The 17,191-nt window shown below is 76.1% G+C and carries 8 protein-coding genes; 7 read left to right on the forward strand and 1 reads right to left on the reverse strand.

What is annotated here, in order from left to right; all coding sequences use genetic code 11:
• Positions 1 to 1,524, reverse strand: coding sequence for an MFS transporter (locus IE275_RS24695; protein ID WP_189713656.1), 1,524 nt, complete (start codon positions 1,522 to 1,524; stop codon positions 1 to 3).
• 423 nt (positions 1,525 to 1,947) lie between these two features.
• On the opposite strand from IE275_RS24695, the gene IE275_RS24700 reads away from it, so the two are divergent.
• The 7 genes from IE275_RS24700 to IE275_RS24730 all read left to right on the forward strand — a co-directional run bounded on the left by IE275_RS24700 (position 1,948) and on the right by IE275_RS24730 (position 17,103).
• Positions 1,948 to 2,865, forward strand: a complete 918-nt coding sequence (locus IE275_RS24700) for an alpha/beta hydrolase (protein WP_189713583.1) — start codon at positions 1,948 to 1,950, stop codon at positions 2,863 to 2,865.
• 2 nt (positions 2,866 to 2,867) lie between these two features.
• Positions 2,868 to 4,136 (forward strand): MFS transporter, encoded by a 1,269-nt coding sequence (locus tag IE275_RS24705; RefSeq protein ID WP_189713584.1) that lies wholly within the window; start codon positions 2,868 to 2,870, stop codon positions 4,134 to 4,136.
• Positions 4,137 to 4,402: 266 nt separating this feature from the next.
• Entirely contained in the window at positions 4,403 to 5,269 is an 867-nt protein-coding gene (locus tag IE275_RS24710) for a DUF4132 domain-containing protein (RefSeq protein ID WP_189713585.1), read from the forward strand.
• Positions 5,266 to 10,170: a DNA-binding protein gene (locus IE275_RS24715; RefSeq protein ID WP_189713586.1), complete on the forward strand. Its 4,905-nt coding sequence runs from the start codon at positions 5,266 to 5,268 to the stop codon at positions 10,168 to 10,170. Before IE275_RS24710 ends, IE275_RS24715 begins: the two co-directional genes overlap by 4 nt.
• Before the next feature lie 125 nt (positions 10,171 to 10,295).
• Positions 10,296 to 11,456 (forward strand): ATP-binding protein, encoded by a 1,161-nt coding sequence (locus IE275_RS24720; protein WP_189713587.1) that lies wholly within the window; start codon positions 10,296 to 10,298, stop codon positions 11,454 to 11,456.
• A complete protein-coding gene (locus IE275_RS24725; protein ID WP_189713588.1) occupies positions 11,453 to 15,220 on the forward strand; it encodes a vWA domain-containing protein in 3,768 nt (1,255 codons plus the stop codon). The genes IE275_RS24720 and IE275_RS24725 overlap by 4 nt, the downstream gene beginning before the upstream one ends.
• Positions 15,217 to 17,103, forward strand: a complete 1,887-nt coding sequence (locus IE275_RS24730) for a hypothetical protein (RefSeq protein WP_189713589.1) — start codon at positions 15,217 to 15,219, stop codon at positions 17,101 to 17,103. Before IE275_RS24725 ends, IE275_RS24730 begins: the two co-directional genes overlap by 4 nt.
• Positions 17,104 to 17,191: the final 88 nt, after the last annotated feature.

A 17,191-nucleotide genomic window follows, 5' to 3' on the forward strand; every position in this document is an offset into this window, starting at 1 on the left:
TCAGTCGCGCACGGGCGGGTTCTCGGCGGACGCGGCGGCGGCCGGACCACCCGGGTGGCGCAGCGCGCAGAAGAACCCGATGCCGAGGGCGACGGCCATGCCGTAGAACACCCGCTGATTGGCCTCGGCGAAGTCCATGCGGATCGCGGACATGGCGTCGCGCAGGGTCGTCGCGACCCGGCCGTCGCCGGTGGGCGTGCGGGAGTCCGCGTTGCCGGTGACCGCCTCGGTCACGTCCCGGGCCACGGAGTGCGCCGTGTCGGAGGGGACTCCGCGCTGCTGGAGGGTGTCCACGACGTTGTCGGTCATGGTGTGCGTCAGCAGGGTGCCGTAGATCGCCATGCCGACGCACGCCGCGTAGTTGCGGACGGTCTGGGTGATGCCGGTGACCTCGCCGTAGGAGGCGTCGACGGCACGGTTGACGGCGTCCGTCGAGGCCGGGGCGAGGAGAAAGCCGATGCCCGCGCCGGCCAGCGCCGCGTAGGGCCACTGGTCGTGCATGGACAGGTCGGTGAGCTTGCCGGCCCAGAGCGCGAAGCCGACGGCACCGACCGCGCAGCCCGTCTTCAACGCCGGCCGGGCGCCCCGCTTGTCGAGGATCCGCCCGCCCCACTGGGAGGCGATCGCGAACCCCACGAAGAAGTACAGCAGGTACAGGGCCGCCTGGTTGGGCGAGGCGCTGAGGGAGACCTGGGCGTACACCGAGGCGAAGAAGAACAGCGGGACGAACGCCAGCATGGCGAAGAACAGCACGAGCGCGTCCACGGTGAAGGCGCGGTCGCGGAAGACCGCGAGATTGACCAGCGGGTGACGGGTGCGCAGTTCGTAGCGGCAGAAGACGTACAGCACGGCCAGACCGCCCACGATGCAGGCCCAGGTCGCCACGCTGTCCCAGCCCCAGGCGGACGCCTGCTGGAAGCCGAGGACACTGGCTCCCATCCCGACGGCGATCAGCACCGCGCCCCTGACGTCCAGCGACTCCGCGCGCCGCCGGTCGGAGATGTGGGCGATCGCGGTGAGCACGAGCGCGACGATCGCGACGGGCACGTTGACCCAGAAGATCGCCCGCCAGGTCCACGCGGTCAGCCAGCCGCCGAGCAGCGGTCCCAGGGCCGTGAGGGCGCCGGTGAGGCCGAAGAACAGCGCGAGGGCGCGTCCGCGGCGCTCGACCGGGAACACCGCCACGACCACGGCGAGCGCGGCCGGGAAGAGCAGCGCGGCACCCAGCCCCTGGGTCGCCCGGAACACGATGAGCCAGGTCAGCGCGTAGTCGCCCCGCGGCACGCAGCCGCACAGGACGGAGGAGACGACGAAGACGAGGGTGCCCGCGACGACGATCCGGCGCGGTCCCCACAGGTCGGCGAGGCGTCCGCCGAGGGCGAAGAAGGCGGCCAGGGAGAGCAGATAGGCGTTGACCACCCACTGCATGCCCGAGCCGGACAGTCCGAGTTCGGAGACGATGTCGGGCGCGGCGATGGACACGATCGTCTGGTCGATGAAGGTCATCGCCACCGCGAACATCATCGCCGCGAGCGCCAGCGGCTGGGAGGCCGCACGTCCGGCGCCGAGCGAGCCCTCGTCGCGGTGCGTGTGCGTTCGGCTCACCCGGCCAGTCTGTGCCGGGGCCGGTGGAGCCGCACGCCGGGCACGGCCGACCGGGGGTGGGTGGGTCCGGCGGGGCCGCGGTGCGTCGGGCCGGCCCCGGGTGCGTCCGGCAGGGTCCGGGTGCGTCCGGGGCCGTGGTGGGTCCGGCGGGGGCCGGGTGCGTCCGGCGGGGCCGTGGTGCGTCCGGTCGGCCCCGGGCGCCGCGCTGTGGTGCCGGAGCCACGACGTCACGAGGTGACGTATCCGGGCCTTCTGATGACGATGGAGCAGACCCGTGGGGCAGAACCCGTCGGTGGGCCCGGCTCCCGTCGGCCCCGCGAGTCGTCGCCCGAGGAGGAGAGCATGGCCCGGTCGAGCACGCCCCAGGACGCGCGGCCGAGCGCCGCCGGCACCCCCCGCAGAATCGCCCTGGACGGCGCGGGGGTGCGGTTGTCCGCGCTGCTCGCCGAGCCCTCCGGCGGTACGCCGCGGGCCGCCGTCGTCGCACTGCACGGCAGCGGCATGAACGCGGCGTACTTCCATGCCAGGGCCGACCCCCGGCTGTCGCTGCTGACCCTCGGACCGAGGCTCGGCTACACCGTCCTCGCGCTCGACCGGCCCGGCTACGGACGGTCCGCCACGGCGGTGCCGGACGGGCAGCGGCTGGCGGAGCAGACCAGGACCGTGCGGGCCGCGCTCGGGGACTTCGCCGCGCGCCACGCCACCGGTGCCGGCACCTTCCTGCTCGCTCACTCGTTCGGCGGCAAGGTCGCGCTGACCGCCGCCGCGGACGACGGTGTCCCGGGGCTGCTGGGGGTGGACGTGTCGGGCTGCGGCCACGAGTACGCCGTCGCGCCGCGCACGGTGTCGGACCTGGACGGACCGGAACGACGGCGCCGCAACTGGGGCCCCCTGCGGCTCTATCCACCGGGAACCTTCGCCGCCGGCGGGTCCTTCGTCGCCGCGGTGCCGCCGCGGGAGTACGCGGACCTCGAGGACTGGCCGCGGGTGCTCGACGCCGCGGCGCCGCGGATCCGTGTCCCGCTCCGGTTCACCTTCGCCGAGCACGAGGCCTGGTGGCGGCACGACGACAACCGGCTGCGGAGCCTGAAGACCCGTTTCACCGCGGCTCCCCGCGTGGTCGTCGACCGGCAGGCGGACGCCGGACACAACATCAGCCTCGGCTGGGCCGCCCGTTCGTACCATCTGAGCGCCCTGGCGTTCCTGGAGGACTGCCTGGTGAGCGACGAGGCGGCGCCGCCCCGGGCGAGGGTCTCCTGACCATGCCCCGAGGCATCGTCAAAACCGCCTTCCTGTCCCTGTCCGTACGCAACTTCCGGCTCTTCGCCGCCGGTCAGGTGCTGTCGGTGTCGGGCACCTGGATGATGATCGTCGGCCAGGACTGGCTCGTGCTGTCCCTCACGGACAGCCCGGGGACGGCCTTGGCCGCGGTGACCGCCGCCCAGTTCACGCCGATGCTGCTGCTGACGCTGTACGGCGGGCGGCTCGCCGACCGCCACGACAAGCGGCACCTGCTGATCCGGTGCAACGCCGCGTCCGGGGTCGTCGCGCTCGGTCTCGGGGTGCTGGTGGCCACGGACGCCGCCCGGATGTGGCACCTCCTGCTGTTCGGCTGCTGCCTGGGCACGGTGAACGCCGTGGAGGTGCCCACCCGGATGGCCTTCGTCGGCGAGCTGGTCGGCCCCGCGCTGCTGCCCAACGCCTCGGCGCTGAGCGCCGCCTACTTCAACGTGGCCCGGGTGGTGGGACCGGCGGTGGCCGGCCTGCTGATCGCGGTCTGCGGGGTGGGGCCGCTCATGCTGCTCAACGCCGTGAGCCATCTGGCCGTCATCGCGGCCCTGCGGCGCATGGACCCCGCCGCGGTGCTCCGGGTCCCGCCGGGTGCCCCGGGGCGGGTCGTCGACGGGCTGCGCTACGTCAGGGGGCGCCCCGACCTGGTCGTGACGCTGACGCTGGTGTCGTGCGTCGCCGTGTTCGGCATGAACTTCCACCTCACCCTGCCGTTGACGGCCAAGACCGTGTTCCACGCGGGTCCGGGCACGTTCGGCCTGCTCACCACGGCGTTCGCCCTGGGCTCGCTGGCCGCCGCGCTCGCCACGACGGCCCGCCGGACCCGCCCCTCCGCGCGCCTGGTGGCGACCACGGCCGTGGTGTTCGGCGCCCTGGAGACGGCTGCGGGCCGGGCCCCGGACTACTGGTCGGCGGCCGTCCTGCTGGCCGCGACCGGATGCGCGTCGATCGCCTTCGCGCAGGCGGCCAACCACCGGGTCCAGCTGGGCAGCGACCCGCGCTACCGCGGCCGCGTGATGGCGATCTACACCCTCATCCTCCAGGGCTCCACCCCGATCGGCGCCGTGCTGATCGGCTGGCTCACCACCCGGCTGGGCTCCCGCGCCGGGCTGTACGCCGGCGGCCTGCTCTCCCTGGTGTCGACGCTCGGTGTGCTGCTCGCCGCCCACGCGCGCCGACGGCACCTGCGGGTGCGCACGGAGAGTGAGCGCGCCCAGCCGGCCGCACGCCACCCGCGGTGACCGGCCGGTAGTACGTACCCCCGTACGTAGCTCTACGGATGTGTCCGCCCGCCGCCTCGGATTGGCTTGCCGTACGCCGGAGGGGATCGTCTCGCGTGCCCGCCCGTCGGCGGGTCCTCGGCGCCTTTGACGGTCGATCGCCGGACACCCCGGACCGAATGTCAGTGGCCGCCGCTAACGTTTCACCCATGGTCGCACTGGGGCCGGGATTCCCCCGGCTGAACTGTGCTTTCTTCTGATGCTCTTGACGCGGAAGGCTGTGGCTCGTGGGTTGGCTGTCGGCGGGTGACGGGTATGAAGTCGCCCTGGTGGAGGGGCGGGTGGCGGCACGCGCCACCTCGGGCCGGGCGGCGGGACGGCAGTTGAAATCGCTGCCGCGCGCGCTGAAGGACCACCCGGAGGTGGACCGGCTGCGGCGGTTCGCCGAGTGGCTGGACCGGCACGCCGCCGGGTGTGTCGCGCAGGTCGACACATGGATGGTGTCGTCACTGCCCGTGCCCACCCGCCTGCTGGCCCGGGTCTGGCCGGACGAGGCCTGGCAGTCGGCGCTGCGCGACCTGGCCGTGGTCGGCGACGACCCCGACGAGGTGGGCTTCCTGCGCGGCGCCACCGAGTCCGGCGAGCTGCGGATCGTGAACCTGGACGGCGAGACGGTCCGGCTGTCCCCGCGCACGGTGACGCTGCCCCACCCGGTCCTGCTGCCCGACCTCGACGACGTGCGGGAGTTCGCGGCGGAGCTGGGCATCGTCCAGGGCGTCGAGCAGATCCACCGGGCGACCTGGCGGCGCCCGGACGACCTCGACGCCAAGGCCACCGAGGTACGGGACTTCACCGGGGGCTCGTTCCGCTCCCGCTTCGCGCTCGCCGCGCGCGCGTCCTCGCTGGGCTACCGGGTGTCCGGCGGCTACGCCACCGCCCGGGTGCGGGACGGCGGGCGCACCGTCGAGGCCTCCGTGTGGATCGGGGAGCCGTACTGGGACGACGAGGTGGAGACCGGCAGCCTCACCTGGCAGGACCAGGACGGCCGCGCCCTGCCGCTGCGCGAGGTGGGCCCGGTGGCCTGGTCGGAGGGGATGCGGATGGGCGCGGCGCTGTACGCCGGGCGCGTGATCGAGGAGGGCAAGGACGCATGAGCGGGGGGACGCGGGTGTCGTACGAGGATGTGCTGACGGCGGGCGGGGTGCTGCCGCCGGAGACGGAGGGGGCCGGGGAGCGGGCGGTGCCGCTGACGACGCGGACGTACCGTCACCCGGGGCTGGACGACCGGGTGGTGGTGCGGCTGGTCGCCGGGGAGCTGGGCTCGGCGGAGGACCTGGCCGCGGGCTTCCTCGGACTGGTGCAGGACGCGGAGCCGGCCGTGGTGGGCCTCGGACTGCGCCAGTCGCTGGGCTTCCCGGAGTGGGTGCTGGTGCACCACCCGCAGGACGGTCACCACGCGCTGGGTGTCGTACCCGATCTGGAGCGGGCGGCCCGGCAGGCGAAGTCCAAGCCGAAGGCGGCGCTGGACGCCTACCTGGAGCTCGGCGCACGGCTCGCGGCCTCGGTGCCGCACTTCCTGCCGACGTTCTACGAGCAGGCCGGCCGGGTGTTCCTCGCGGAGGAGAACGCCACCTACGCGGCCCAGTTGTTCACCCGGGCCCGCAAGGCCGAGGCGGAGCACGGGCTGACGGTCGAGGAGGAGCGGCTGGACGCCGTCTTCCTGGAGTTCGCGCTGGCGGGCGCGCTCCCGGTGAAGGTGCTGTCGGCGTACGCGAAGGAGCTGGCCGCGCGGGTGCCCGCCGAGGAGGCGCTGCGGCGCTTCACCCGGCTCTGCCTGCGCCGCACGGCGGGCGGCCTCCCGCCGTCCGCCCAGATGGCGAACGACCTGCGCAGGCTGGCCCGCGCCGCCGGCCGGGACGCCGACCTCACCGAGCAGGAGTACCTGACCGAGCTGCTCGGCCTGCCGGCCACGCTGCGCGCCGCGGCGGGCTGGTGGAAGGGCCACCGGGCGGCCCTGGTGGGGCTGGCCGCACGGCAACCGCGGGTGCGGGGCACCCTGCTGGACCTGATCCCCTCCTCCCACGACGACGAGATGCCCGACATGTGGCTGGGCGTCCTGGAGGCGTCCGGTGCCACGGTGGGCCTGTGGGACGGCTCGCTGCCCGAGGAGGAGCGGCCGCACGACGGCACGGTGGGCTGGCTGGAGCGGTTCCTGGCGTTCCGGGAGCGGGCACGGTCCTGGCGCGGCTCCACCCGGATGCCGGAGCTGTACCCGCTGGTGGAGCGGGCCACGGACCGGCTGCGGGCCGAACTCGGCGTGTCCGGGGGCGCGTTGAGGGTGACGCACGACATCGACCTGATCGACCTGCTGCTCTCCCTGGACGTGCCGGTGGCCGCCCCGGAGCAGGGCGCAGGCCTGCCGCTGGCCCAGTGGGCGTCGGGCGAGGGGCACCGGGAGCTGCTGTCGCTGGCCGCCGACGCCCGCTTCCACGAGGCCTTCCTGCGGGGCACCGACCAGTTCGGTGACAACGACCACGGGCTGCGGGCGATCCGGCTGCTGGCGCGGTCGCCGGGCGGGCGCCCGCTGCTCGCGGAGTGGGTGCGCCGCGTCGTCCGCCGGTTCACCGCGGTCGGCCTGCCCCAGCTGCCCGACGCGCTGACCCGGCTGAGGTGGCTGCCCGCCGAGGCGCTGGCGCTGGCCGAGGACGAGGTGCGCGAGGCCGTCGGCACCGACCTCGCACCGGTGCTCTCGCGCACGCTGCGGGCCGGGCTCTTCGACGAACTCGGCTGGCCCGCCTGGGAGGAGGCGGCCGCCGCCCTCGTCCCGAAGAACGACGTCGAGGACCTGATCGTCGCCGACGCCTGGCCCCACCTCGTCGTGGCGGGCGCCGCCCAGGCCCGCGTGATCGGCGCCGAGGGCACCGTCCTCACCCACGACCTGCGGATCCCGGCGAACGACAGCTGGGGCGACCCGGGCTTCCACCATGTGGACGGCGAGCTGCTGGTCTACTGGAGCCACCGCGGCGACGGCCTGCGCGGCTACTGGCACACCCGCGCCGACCAGCCCCAGACCCTCCAGGGCCACCGGTCCACCCGGGGCACCGAGATGGACTGGTACAAGGGCGACCTGCCGATCACCCTTCCGCTGCCCGGCGGCGGCCGGACCACCGGCGAAGGCGTCCTGTACGCCGGGGACACCACGCTGCCCGAGGAGCGGGGACTCCTCTCCGACGGCGTGGCGTACTGGGTGTGGCGGGCCGGCGACGGCGAGGAGAGCGGCTGGTACGAGTACGACCCGGCGACGGGCGATCTCGGCCGGTCGAGCCTGCCCGCCTTCCTGGCCGACGCGCTGCGCACCGCCCCCGAGGGCAGCAGCCTGGAGGCCGCCCGGCTGCGCCCCTCTCCGACGACGGGTCCCGCGCCCGCCTCCGCACCCGTGGACGGGCTGATCGGCCTGCGGGTGGTGCGGCTGCCCGACGGCTCCCGGCGCGCCGAGGACCTCGCCGGTCACACCGTCACCCTGCCCCCGGACCGGGGCCGGCCGTCCGCGCTCGTGGTGTTCCCCGGCGACGACCGGGCCCGTGCCGTGGTGCGCAACGGCTGGCAGCTCGAACTGGTCGACCCGGACGGCGTCGTCACCTCCGTGGCCAAGACGGACCGCACCCCGGGCATCTTCGGCGAGGGCACGCTGCTGCTGCCTCCCGTGCAGTACTGGGAGTGCCTGACGCCCCGTGACCCGGAGGGGTCGACGGCACTGCGGCGGATCGACCGCGACACCTCGGCGGCCCTGCTGGCGGCCGCCGCGGACGAGGACGAGAAGGCACTGCCGCTCGCGATCCGCACCCTGCTGCCCGTCACCCACGACGCGCTCGTCACGGGCATCGCCGGAGTGGTGCGGCACGCCGCCGGCCAGCAGGCCGTGCTGGACGCGGCGGCCGCCCGGCTCACCCGGGCGCTCGACGGCGATCTGGAGCAGGAGGGCCCGGCCGGGCCGCCGGACGCCGTGCTCCGCGACGCGATGAGCGGTCTCGGCGCGCCCCGCGGCTACTGGTGGAACCGCGACGAGGAGGCCGACACCGTCTTCCGCACCCTGCGTGTGCTGAACCGGGCCGCCGGGCTCAGCGACACCGCCGTCGTACCCGAGGAGCGGACCGTGTCCCTCCATCTGGACGGGCCCGAGCTGCCGACCGGACAGCCGGACCTGGAGACCCTGCTCGACCGCCTGCCGGCCCTGGCGTTCCGCGCGGCGGCGGGCACCACCACCGAGGAGCACCGCGAGGTGCTGCGCACGCTGCTCACCGGGTTCGGCACGCTCGGCCTGGCGGGATCCGGGGCCGCGCGCTGGCGCAAGGTGGTCCTGCACCTGACCGCCGGACCGCTGCGCACCCCGGCGGGCGAATGGCGCGAGGGCATGTGGAACGGACTGCTGCCGCTGGGCGGCGGTGCCTTCGTGGCCTTCGTGGGGCGCCGCTCGCAGGGCGACGACGGCTGTGTGTTCACCGGGTTCTTCCACGACCCGTCCGAGCGGTTCGAGACGCCCGAGCCCTACACGCTCCGGGAGTCGGCCCGGCTCGCCGGGGACGCGGAGGCGGGCCGGCTCGGCGCGTTCCTCGCGGAGCTGGCCGCGCGCGGACCGGCGCCCTGGTTCCCGGCGGCCGCCGAGGAGTTCGCCCGGCTCACCGGTGTCACCGAGACGATGGCCCGGCTGATCGTGGCCGGACTGCCGAACGTCGAGGAGTACGAGCGGACGTTCCTGACCACCGAGGCGCGGGCCGCCATCGGGGTGAAGGTCGCCCCGGCGGCCGTCGCCAAGGACGAACTGCGCGGCCTCGACGACGACATCCGCGCCGCGGTGGTCGCCGCGCTGCTGCCCGCCGACCCCGCCCTCCTGTGGACCGACGGACCGGACGTGCCGGCCGCGGCCGAGGTCTGGAACAGCAGGATCGGCAAGCGGACGGCCGTCCCCGAGGAACTGCTCAGCGACGCGCTCCGCGCCGTCAAGCACGCCCAGTGGGAGGTACGGCAGGCGCTGCCGGCCCTGCTGCACCCGGCCGATGAGCCCCGGCTCACCCGCGACCTGGAGTGGGCGGTCAACGGCGACCGGGTCCGGCCCGTCGGCGAGAACCAGGTCGGGTTCACGGCGGAGACGCTGGTGGGCTCGGTGGGCCTCGCCGCCTGGCTCGCCCACCGGCTGCCGGCCGGCGACCCGATCCGGGCCGCGCTGCCGCCCGCCCTCAGCGCCGTGCGCGCCCGGCTGGCACACCCCGGCCTGGTCCTCGACCTCGGGCGGTACATCAGCCTCCCGGAGTTCCGCAGGACCGCGGGCTCCCCGACCGAGACCGGCCCGGGCTACGAGCGGTACGGCGCCGTCATCCTCGCCACCCACGACGACCAGCCGGCCCCGGGTGTGCGGGTCGCCCTGCTCGACGAGGCCGGGCAGGACCCGTACCTGCCCGCGCTGCGCCTCGGCGACCAGCAGCCCTACGCCGCCGAGGTGGCGCTGCGGCTGGCCCGTGACCCCCGGTTCGCGGCGCATCTCGCCGACCCGGGCGAGCCCATCGCGGGCGAACGGGGCAAGGACGGCACCTGGTGGCCGCAGGACCCGAGCCGTTCCGTGCCCGACCTGGTCACCGAGGCGGCCAAGGAGCACGGCATCGGCGAGGACGCCGCCACGCTCCATCTGATGCTGCTCGCCATGCCCGACCCCACGGACCGTATGACGGCCCGGTGGACCGGGTGGAAGCCGGCCCGGCTCAAGGCCGCCCGCGCCGAACTCGCCGCCACCGACCTGGTGGTGGAGGCCAGCAGGACCCGGGCCGGACGCTCGCTCTTCCTGCCCGGCGGCTGGGTCGACCTCGGCGCCCCGCGCGTCCCCCTGGAGCGGTGGAAGCTGCCGCTCTACGGCGACCTGCTGAACGGCGAGCACACACCGTTCGGCATCATCGTGCCGGCGGAACCGGCCGCGGACCTGTACCGCAGGGCGTGGCAGCGGATCCAGGACGGCGACGCGCCCCGGTTCGAGGAGCTGAAGGTGCGGCGCGGCCGACGCCGCTGACCGCCGGGGAGTGGGTGGTGGGGTGCCGGTCCGGTCCGGCGCCCCACGCCCCGGCACGCTGCCACCACCCCTGCGACCCGCATCACCCCGAGACGACAGACCGACCTACCCAGCAAGGAACATCCATGGCTCCGACCGACACGGCGACGGCCCTTCCGGCCCGGCAGACCCTGCCCGCCGAAGAGCGCCACGCCACCGAACTCGCCTTCCTCGCCGCCCATGACGAGGGACCCCGCCCGCCCGGCTGGCGGCTGACCCCGCGTGCCGTGATCACCTTCGTGTGCGGCAGCGGCGGCGAGACCCTGAAGCTGCCCAAGCCGCACGAGACGCTGCCCGACCGGCTGGTGATCGCCCCGAAGTTCGTCGGCGAACGCGCCCTGGTGGAGCGGTGCGTGGTCACGCTCGCCGGTGAGCGCGGCCTGCTGCTCGTCGGCGAGCCCGGTACGGCCAAGTCGATGCTCTCCGAGCTGCTGGCGGCCGCCGTCTGCGGCACCAGCGCGCTCACCGTGCAGGGCACCGCCGGCACCACCGAGGACGCCCTGCGCTACGGCTGGAACTACGCCCTGCTGCTGGCCCAGGGCCCCACGCCCCAGGCGCTGGTCGACTCGCCGGTGCTCGGCGCGATGCGCAGCGGGCGGGTGGCCCGGGTCGAGGAGATCACCCGCTGTCTGCCCGAGGTGCAGGACGCCCTGGTGTCGATCCTGTCCGACCGGCGGATCAGCGTGCCCGAGCTGTCCGGCACGGACGACGCCCAGGTGGCGGCCGCGCCCGGGTTCACCGTCATCGCCACCGCCAACCTGCGTGACCGCGGTGTCTCGGAGATGTCCGCCGCGCTCAAGCGCCGCTTCAACTTCGAGACCGTGCACCCGATCGCCGACGTCGACGCCGAGACCGCGCTGGTGCGGCGGCAGGCCACGGCGGCCGTCGAGCGGGCGGGCGCGGCCTTCGCCGTCGACGACGCGGTGCTCGACGTGCTGGTGACGGTCTTCCGTGATCTGCGGGCCGGCCGGTCCACCGAGGGCTGGGACGTGGAGCGGCCGGGCACGGTGATGTCCACCGCGGAGGCCGTGCAGGTCGCCACCTCCCTCGGGGTGGCCACCGCGTACCTGCCCGGCGGGGACGCCCTCGACCTGGTGCCCGGCCATCTCCTCGGTGTGGTCCGCAAGGACGACCCGGCCGACCACGCGCGGCTCCTCGGCTACTGGGACGGCCCCGTGCGCCGTCGCGCCGAGGACGGCTCGGCGACCTGGCGCCGGCTCTGGGACCTGCGGGAGAACCTCCGGTGACACTCGCTCAGGACCCGCGGGAGGCCGTCGAGGCCCTCGCCGACTCCGCGGTGCCGTACCTGCTGGGTGTTCGGCACCACAGCCCGGCGCTCGCCGCGGCGGTGCCCGCGCTGCTGGACGCCTTCGGCGCCGAGGTGGTCTGCGTGGAGCTGCCCGCCGACTTCCAGCCGTGGATCACCCATCTGTCCGCGCCGGGGACCCTGGCGCCGGTGGCGCTGGCCGGCGCCGGTGAGGGCGGGCGGCTCGGCTTCTACCCGTTCGCCGACTTCTCCCCCGAACTCGCCGCGGTGCGCTGGGCGCGGCAGCGAGGGGTGGAGGTCATGTGCTGCGACCTGCCGATGTCCGATCCGGCATGGAACGCGGACGCGGCGACTTCGGTGGGCGACGCGCAGGGCACCTCGGAGGGCGAAGGAACCGGGCACGCACGCGGCGCCGTCGCCGAGGCCCGGCCCGTCGACCCGCCCACCGCCTTCGCCGACGCGCTCACCGCCGCCGGCACCGGGCGCGACGGTGACGATCTGTGGGACCGCTGTGTGGAGGTCGTCGCGCCCGGCTGCACCCCCGAGGCGATCCGTCGGGCCGCCCTGGGGGTGGGGTGGGCGCTGCGCCGTGACGCCGAGTCGGCGGGCGGCGTGCCGTCGGTGGATCTGGCCCGCGAGGCACGGATGCGCGCGACGATCGCCCACGCCTCCACGGGCGGGCGCCGGGTCGCGGCCGTCGTCGGCGCCTTCCACGCCCCGGCCCTGACGGCCGGGACGGCGGTGGACGGCACGGTGCCGGCCCCGCGCGCGGGCGACGGGGCACCGGTGGCGGTCGGCTCGCCCCTGACCGGAACCCCCCTCGGGGGAGAGCGCCCGCCCGCGGTGACCTCTCTCGTCCCGTACGCCTTCGATCTGCTGGACTCCCGTTCCGGCTACCCCGCCGGCATCCGGGACCCGCGCTGGCAGCAGGCGGTGTTCACCTCCGGCGGCGACCCGGAACTGCTGCTCGGCGCCGCGGCCCGGGCGATCACCGACGTGTGCCGGGAACTGCGCGCGGCCGGCCACACCGCGGGCACCGGCGAGGCCGCCGAGACCCTGCGGATGGCCTGCGACCTGGCCGCCGTGCGGGGGCTCGCGGCCCCGGGGCGGGGCGAGGTGCTGGAGGCGCTGACGACCGTGATGGGCCAGGGCGAACCGCTCGGCCGCGGCCGGGCCCTCGCGCGGGCCCTCGAAGTGGTCCTGGTCGGCACCGACCGCGGCCGGATCGCGCCGGGCACCCCGCGCTCCGGGCTCGGTCCGTCCGTGGAGGCGGAGCTGGCCGCGCTGCGGCTGCCCGGCCCGGACGACCCGGCCTCGCGCGAGCTGCGGCTCGACCCGCTGCGCTCCGCCCTCGACGGCCGCCGCGAGATCCTGCTCCAGCGTCTCGACGTGTGCGGCGCGGGGTACGCCGAGGCGGTCGAGGTGGCCGGCACGGGCGACGGCACGGCGCTCACCACCCGGTGGCGGCTGTCGTGGAGCCCGGCGGTCCCGGTCCGGCTCGATCTGGCCGGGATCCGGGGCGTGACCGCGGCGCTGGCCGCCGAGGGCACCCTGCGGGAGACGTTCCGCCGGGAGTCGGCGGACGGCGGGCCCACCTGTGCCCTCGTTCTCACCGGGCTGCGGGCGGCCGCCCGCTGCGATCTGCCCGCGCTGGTGGCCGAACGGCTGGCCGACGCGGCCGCCGTGCTGCCCGCCGCCGCCACGCTCCCCGAACTCCTGCACGCGCTCGACCTGTTGGAGGCGTTGCGCCGGGGGCATCTGCCCGGCACCACGGCCGAGGGCCGGCACACGGCCGCCGAACTCGCCGCCGATCTGCTGGAGACGGCGGTCCGGTCGCTGCCCGGCCTCGCGGGCAGCGACGAGCCGGAGGACGCGGCCGCGCTGATCGCGCTGGCCTCGCGGGCCGGCGACCACCGTCTCGGGCTGCGGATGGACGACGCGCTGGGCACCCTGGCGCGCACCGGCTCCCCGCTCGTGCAGGGCGCCGCGCTGGCCGCCCGGGTCCTGCTGGACCTCGACGAGGCCGGCACGCTCGGCGGGCGGGCGGCCGGCTGGATCGACACGGCCACGGGCCCGGACGGGCGGCACGCGCTGTCCCGCCGGCTCACCGGGCTGCTCAGCGGTGCCGCCCCGTTGCTCCAGTCGGCGCCGACCGCGCTGGATCCGCTGCTCCAGCGCATCGACACCCTCACCGACCAGGGGTTCCTTGACCGGCTGCCCGCGCTGCGCGGCGGCTTCGACACGCTCAGCCCGGCCGGTCGCGACCGGCTGCTGGGCACCGTCACCGAGCGCCTCGGCGACCGCCTCGACCTGTCGCTCGGCGCCTCGCCCCGGCTCCTCGCCCTGTGGACGGCCGCGGACGCGGCGGGACGCGCGGCGGTGCAGGCCCTGGGCCTGCCGACCGGTGCACCGGCCACGGCGTCCGAGGACACGGGCACCACCGCCGGTATCGCGACCGGCACGGACACCGACACCGGCACCGACACCGACGACACCGGCACCGAAGCCGCCGAACAGGCCATGTCCGAAGGCGTGGGCGGCGGCACGCCCACGCAGGGGTCTCCCGGGCAAGGGACCCCCGGGCAAGGGACCCCCGCGCAGGCTTCCCCCGCGCCCCACCTCTCCCCCACCGACCGCTGGCGTCTGCTCCTCGGCCGGGAGAGCGACAGGCTGCCGCCCGGCGCCCGCCGCTACGCGCACGCGCTCGACGAGCTGTACGGCGCCGGACGGGGCGAGGGCGGCTCGGACTTCGGCCGCGAGAACCGCGAAGGCGGCCAGGGCGGCGGCCAGGAGGCGTCCTTCCCCACCGCCCGCGAATGGGCCGAGGAACTGGACGCGCTGTTCGGTGCGGAGGTCCGCGAGGAGGTGCTGGCGCGCGCCGCCGACCAGGGCCGCAGCGATGTGCTGGCCGAGCTGGACCCCAAGGCGGTCCGCCCCTCGGTCGACCTGCTGACCTCGGTGCTGTCCCTCGCGGGGGGCATGCCGGAGCAGCAGCTGGCCAAGCTGCGTCCGCTGGTGCGCCGTCTGGTCGACGAGCTGGCGAAGGAGCTGGCCACCCGGATGCGCCCGGCGCTGACCGGACTGGCCTCACCGCGTCCGACCCGCCGTCCCGGCGGCCGGCTGGACCTGCCGCGCACCCTGCGGGCCAACCTCGCGACCACCCGCCGCACGGCGGACGGCCGGACCCTGGTGGTCCCGGAGAAGCCGGTGTTCAGCACGCGCTCCCGCAAGGAGGCGGACTGGCGGCTGATCCTGGTGGTCGACGTGTCCGGGTCGATGGAGGCGTCCGTCGTCTGGTCGGCGCTGACCGCGGCCGTGCTGGGCGGGGTACCCACGCTGTCCACGCACTTCCTCGCGTTCTCGACCGATGTGATCGACCTGACCGACCGGGTCGACGACCCGCTGTCGCTGCTGCTGGAGGTGCGGGTCGGCGGGGGCACGCACATCGCCGCCGGACTGGCGCACGCCCGCTCCCTGGTGACCGTGCCCAGCCGGACCCTCGTGGTGGTGGTGAGCGACTTCGAGGAGGGCTACCCGCTGGGCGGGCTCCTCGGCGAGGTACGGACCCTCGCCGGCTCCGGGGTGCATTTGATGGGCTGCGCGGCCCTGGACGACACCGGTACCCCGCGCTACTCCGTGCCGGTCGCCCAGCAGCTCGTCGCGGCCGGTATGCCGGTCGCCGCCCTCAGTCCCCTCGCCCTCGCCCGCTGGGTGGGCGACCGCCTCCGCGGAGAGACCCGATGAACGCCGAACTGCCCCCGGTGGCGCCCGACGTGGTCGCCGCCGCCGTCGAGAGCCTGACCGCCCGGCTGCGCAAGAAGCTGGACGCCGCGATCGAGTCGTACGCGGCGCTGCCCGTCACCACCGCCGACGGCGTCCTGCGGATCCGGTGCGGTGAGGACGCCGAGGTCGCCCTCACCCCCGGTCCCTCGGGCGTGGTCGCGGACGCGGGACAGGCGGTGTGCAGCTGTCTGCTGGCGCCCCGGTGCCTGCACCGGGCCGCGGTGCTCGGCGCCTGCCCGGTGGCCGACGCGGACGCGGCGGCCGAACCGGCGCCGGCCCCGGCGGCGGACGCCGACGGCGCCGGGACACCCGAAAGCACCGGGGCCGCGGAGCCCGGCGAACCCGCCGAGCCTGCCGCGCCCGCGGCCCCCGCCGGTCCCACGCCCGCCCAGGTCGCCGCCGCGTCCGGGCTGTGGGCGGCCGCCGCGGCCGTGCTCGCCGCCGGGGTGCCCGCCGCGGGCGCGGTGCCGCAGGCGGAGCTGTTGCGGGCCGCGCACACGGCCCGGCTCGCCGGGCTGCACCGCGCGGAGGCCGCCGCCCTGCGGGTGGTGCGCGGGCTGCGCGGCGCCCGCGCCCGGTACGACGGCCACCGGCTGGCCGACCTGGTCGAGAGCGTCGGGGAACTGCTGCTCACCACCGGCCTGTTGGCGGCGGCGGACCCGGATCCGGCGCTGGTCGGCACCGCCCGCCGCAGCTACCGGCCGGGCGGCGGGCTGCGGGTGTACGGGGTGTGCCGGGAGCCGGTGATCGCGGCCACCGGCTACGGCGGGGTCGTCACGCATCTGGTCTCCGACGACGGGCGCTGGTTCTCCGTGGCCGACGTCAAGCCCGGTGGCCCGGCGCGGGCCCGGGGTGCCGCCACGGCCCCGGTGGCGCTCGGCTCGGGCACCGTGGACCACGCCCAGCTCTCCCGCGGCGGGCTGCTGATCTCCGGGGCGACGCTCTCGCCGGACGGCCGCCTGGGCTCCGGCAAAGGCGTGCGGGCCACGCCGGTCGCCGGTCTGTCCTGGACGTCGGGGCCGCTCGCCGCGCTGTTCGCCCGTCCGCCGGCCGAGGCCGTCGCCGCACGGCTCGCCGGGCCCGCGGGGACCGACCCGGAGCGGGCCGAGCAGTCGGCCCGTGAGCTGATCGGCTGCGACGTGGTCCTCGTCGGCGCGGCCGGCGACCAGCTGCTCGCCCGGGCGCTGACCCCGGGGCGACCGGACGACGAGGGCCTGCTGATCCGGCTGACGCCCGCCAACGGCCACCCCGACCTCGCCCACACGGCCAACTTCCGCCGGCTCGCGTCCCGGCCGGGACTGCGGCTGCGGGTGCTCGGCCGGCTGGACCCCGACCGGGCCGCCACGCTCCGGCCCCTCGCGGTCGGGCCCGTGCCGGACACCGAGGCGACCCTGCGGCTGCCCGCGGAGTGGCAGGGCCACGCGGACCTGGGCTACGACCGCATCCAGGGCGCGCACTTCCCGCCGCCCGAGGTCCTGCCGCCCGCGGGCGGTCTCGAGGCCGTTCCGCCGGACCCGCTGGCGCAGGCCCCGCTGTGGCGGCTGCGCAGGCTGGTCGAGGTCGCCGTGTCCGGCGGGCGCCGGGCCGTCGCCGAACCCGCACGCGACGGCGACCTCGGCGGGGGCGGGGCGGCACTGCGGCGCAGCGGGTTCCGGGCGGCGGCGGACCTGTCGGCCGCGCTCACCGCGGAGGCCGACCGCCGTACCCGGGACGTCTTCGGCCGCACCGGCGAGGCCGACCCGGACCGTTACGCCCGGGCGTGGCTGGCCGCGGCCGTCTATCTGGCGGGCACCGAACGGGCGCTGGTGCAGGCGACCTGGGAGCAGCGGGAGGTGGGCGTCTAGGGCGGACGCGGCCCGGGGCGTCACCCTCGGACGTCTGAGGTTCACGGGAGGAGCGGTGAGGCCGTTCACTGCTCGTTGACCGGTGACC

The sequence above is a fragment of the Streptomyces phaeofaciens genome, assembly GCF_014648915.1.
In the GTDB taxonomy this organism is placed as follows: Bacteria; Actinomycetota; Actinomycetes; order Streptomycetales; family Streptomycetaceae; genus Streptomyces; species Streptomyces phaeofaciens.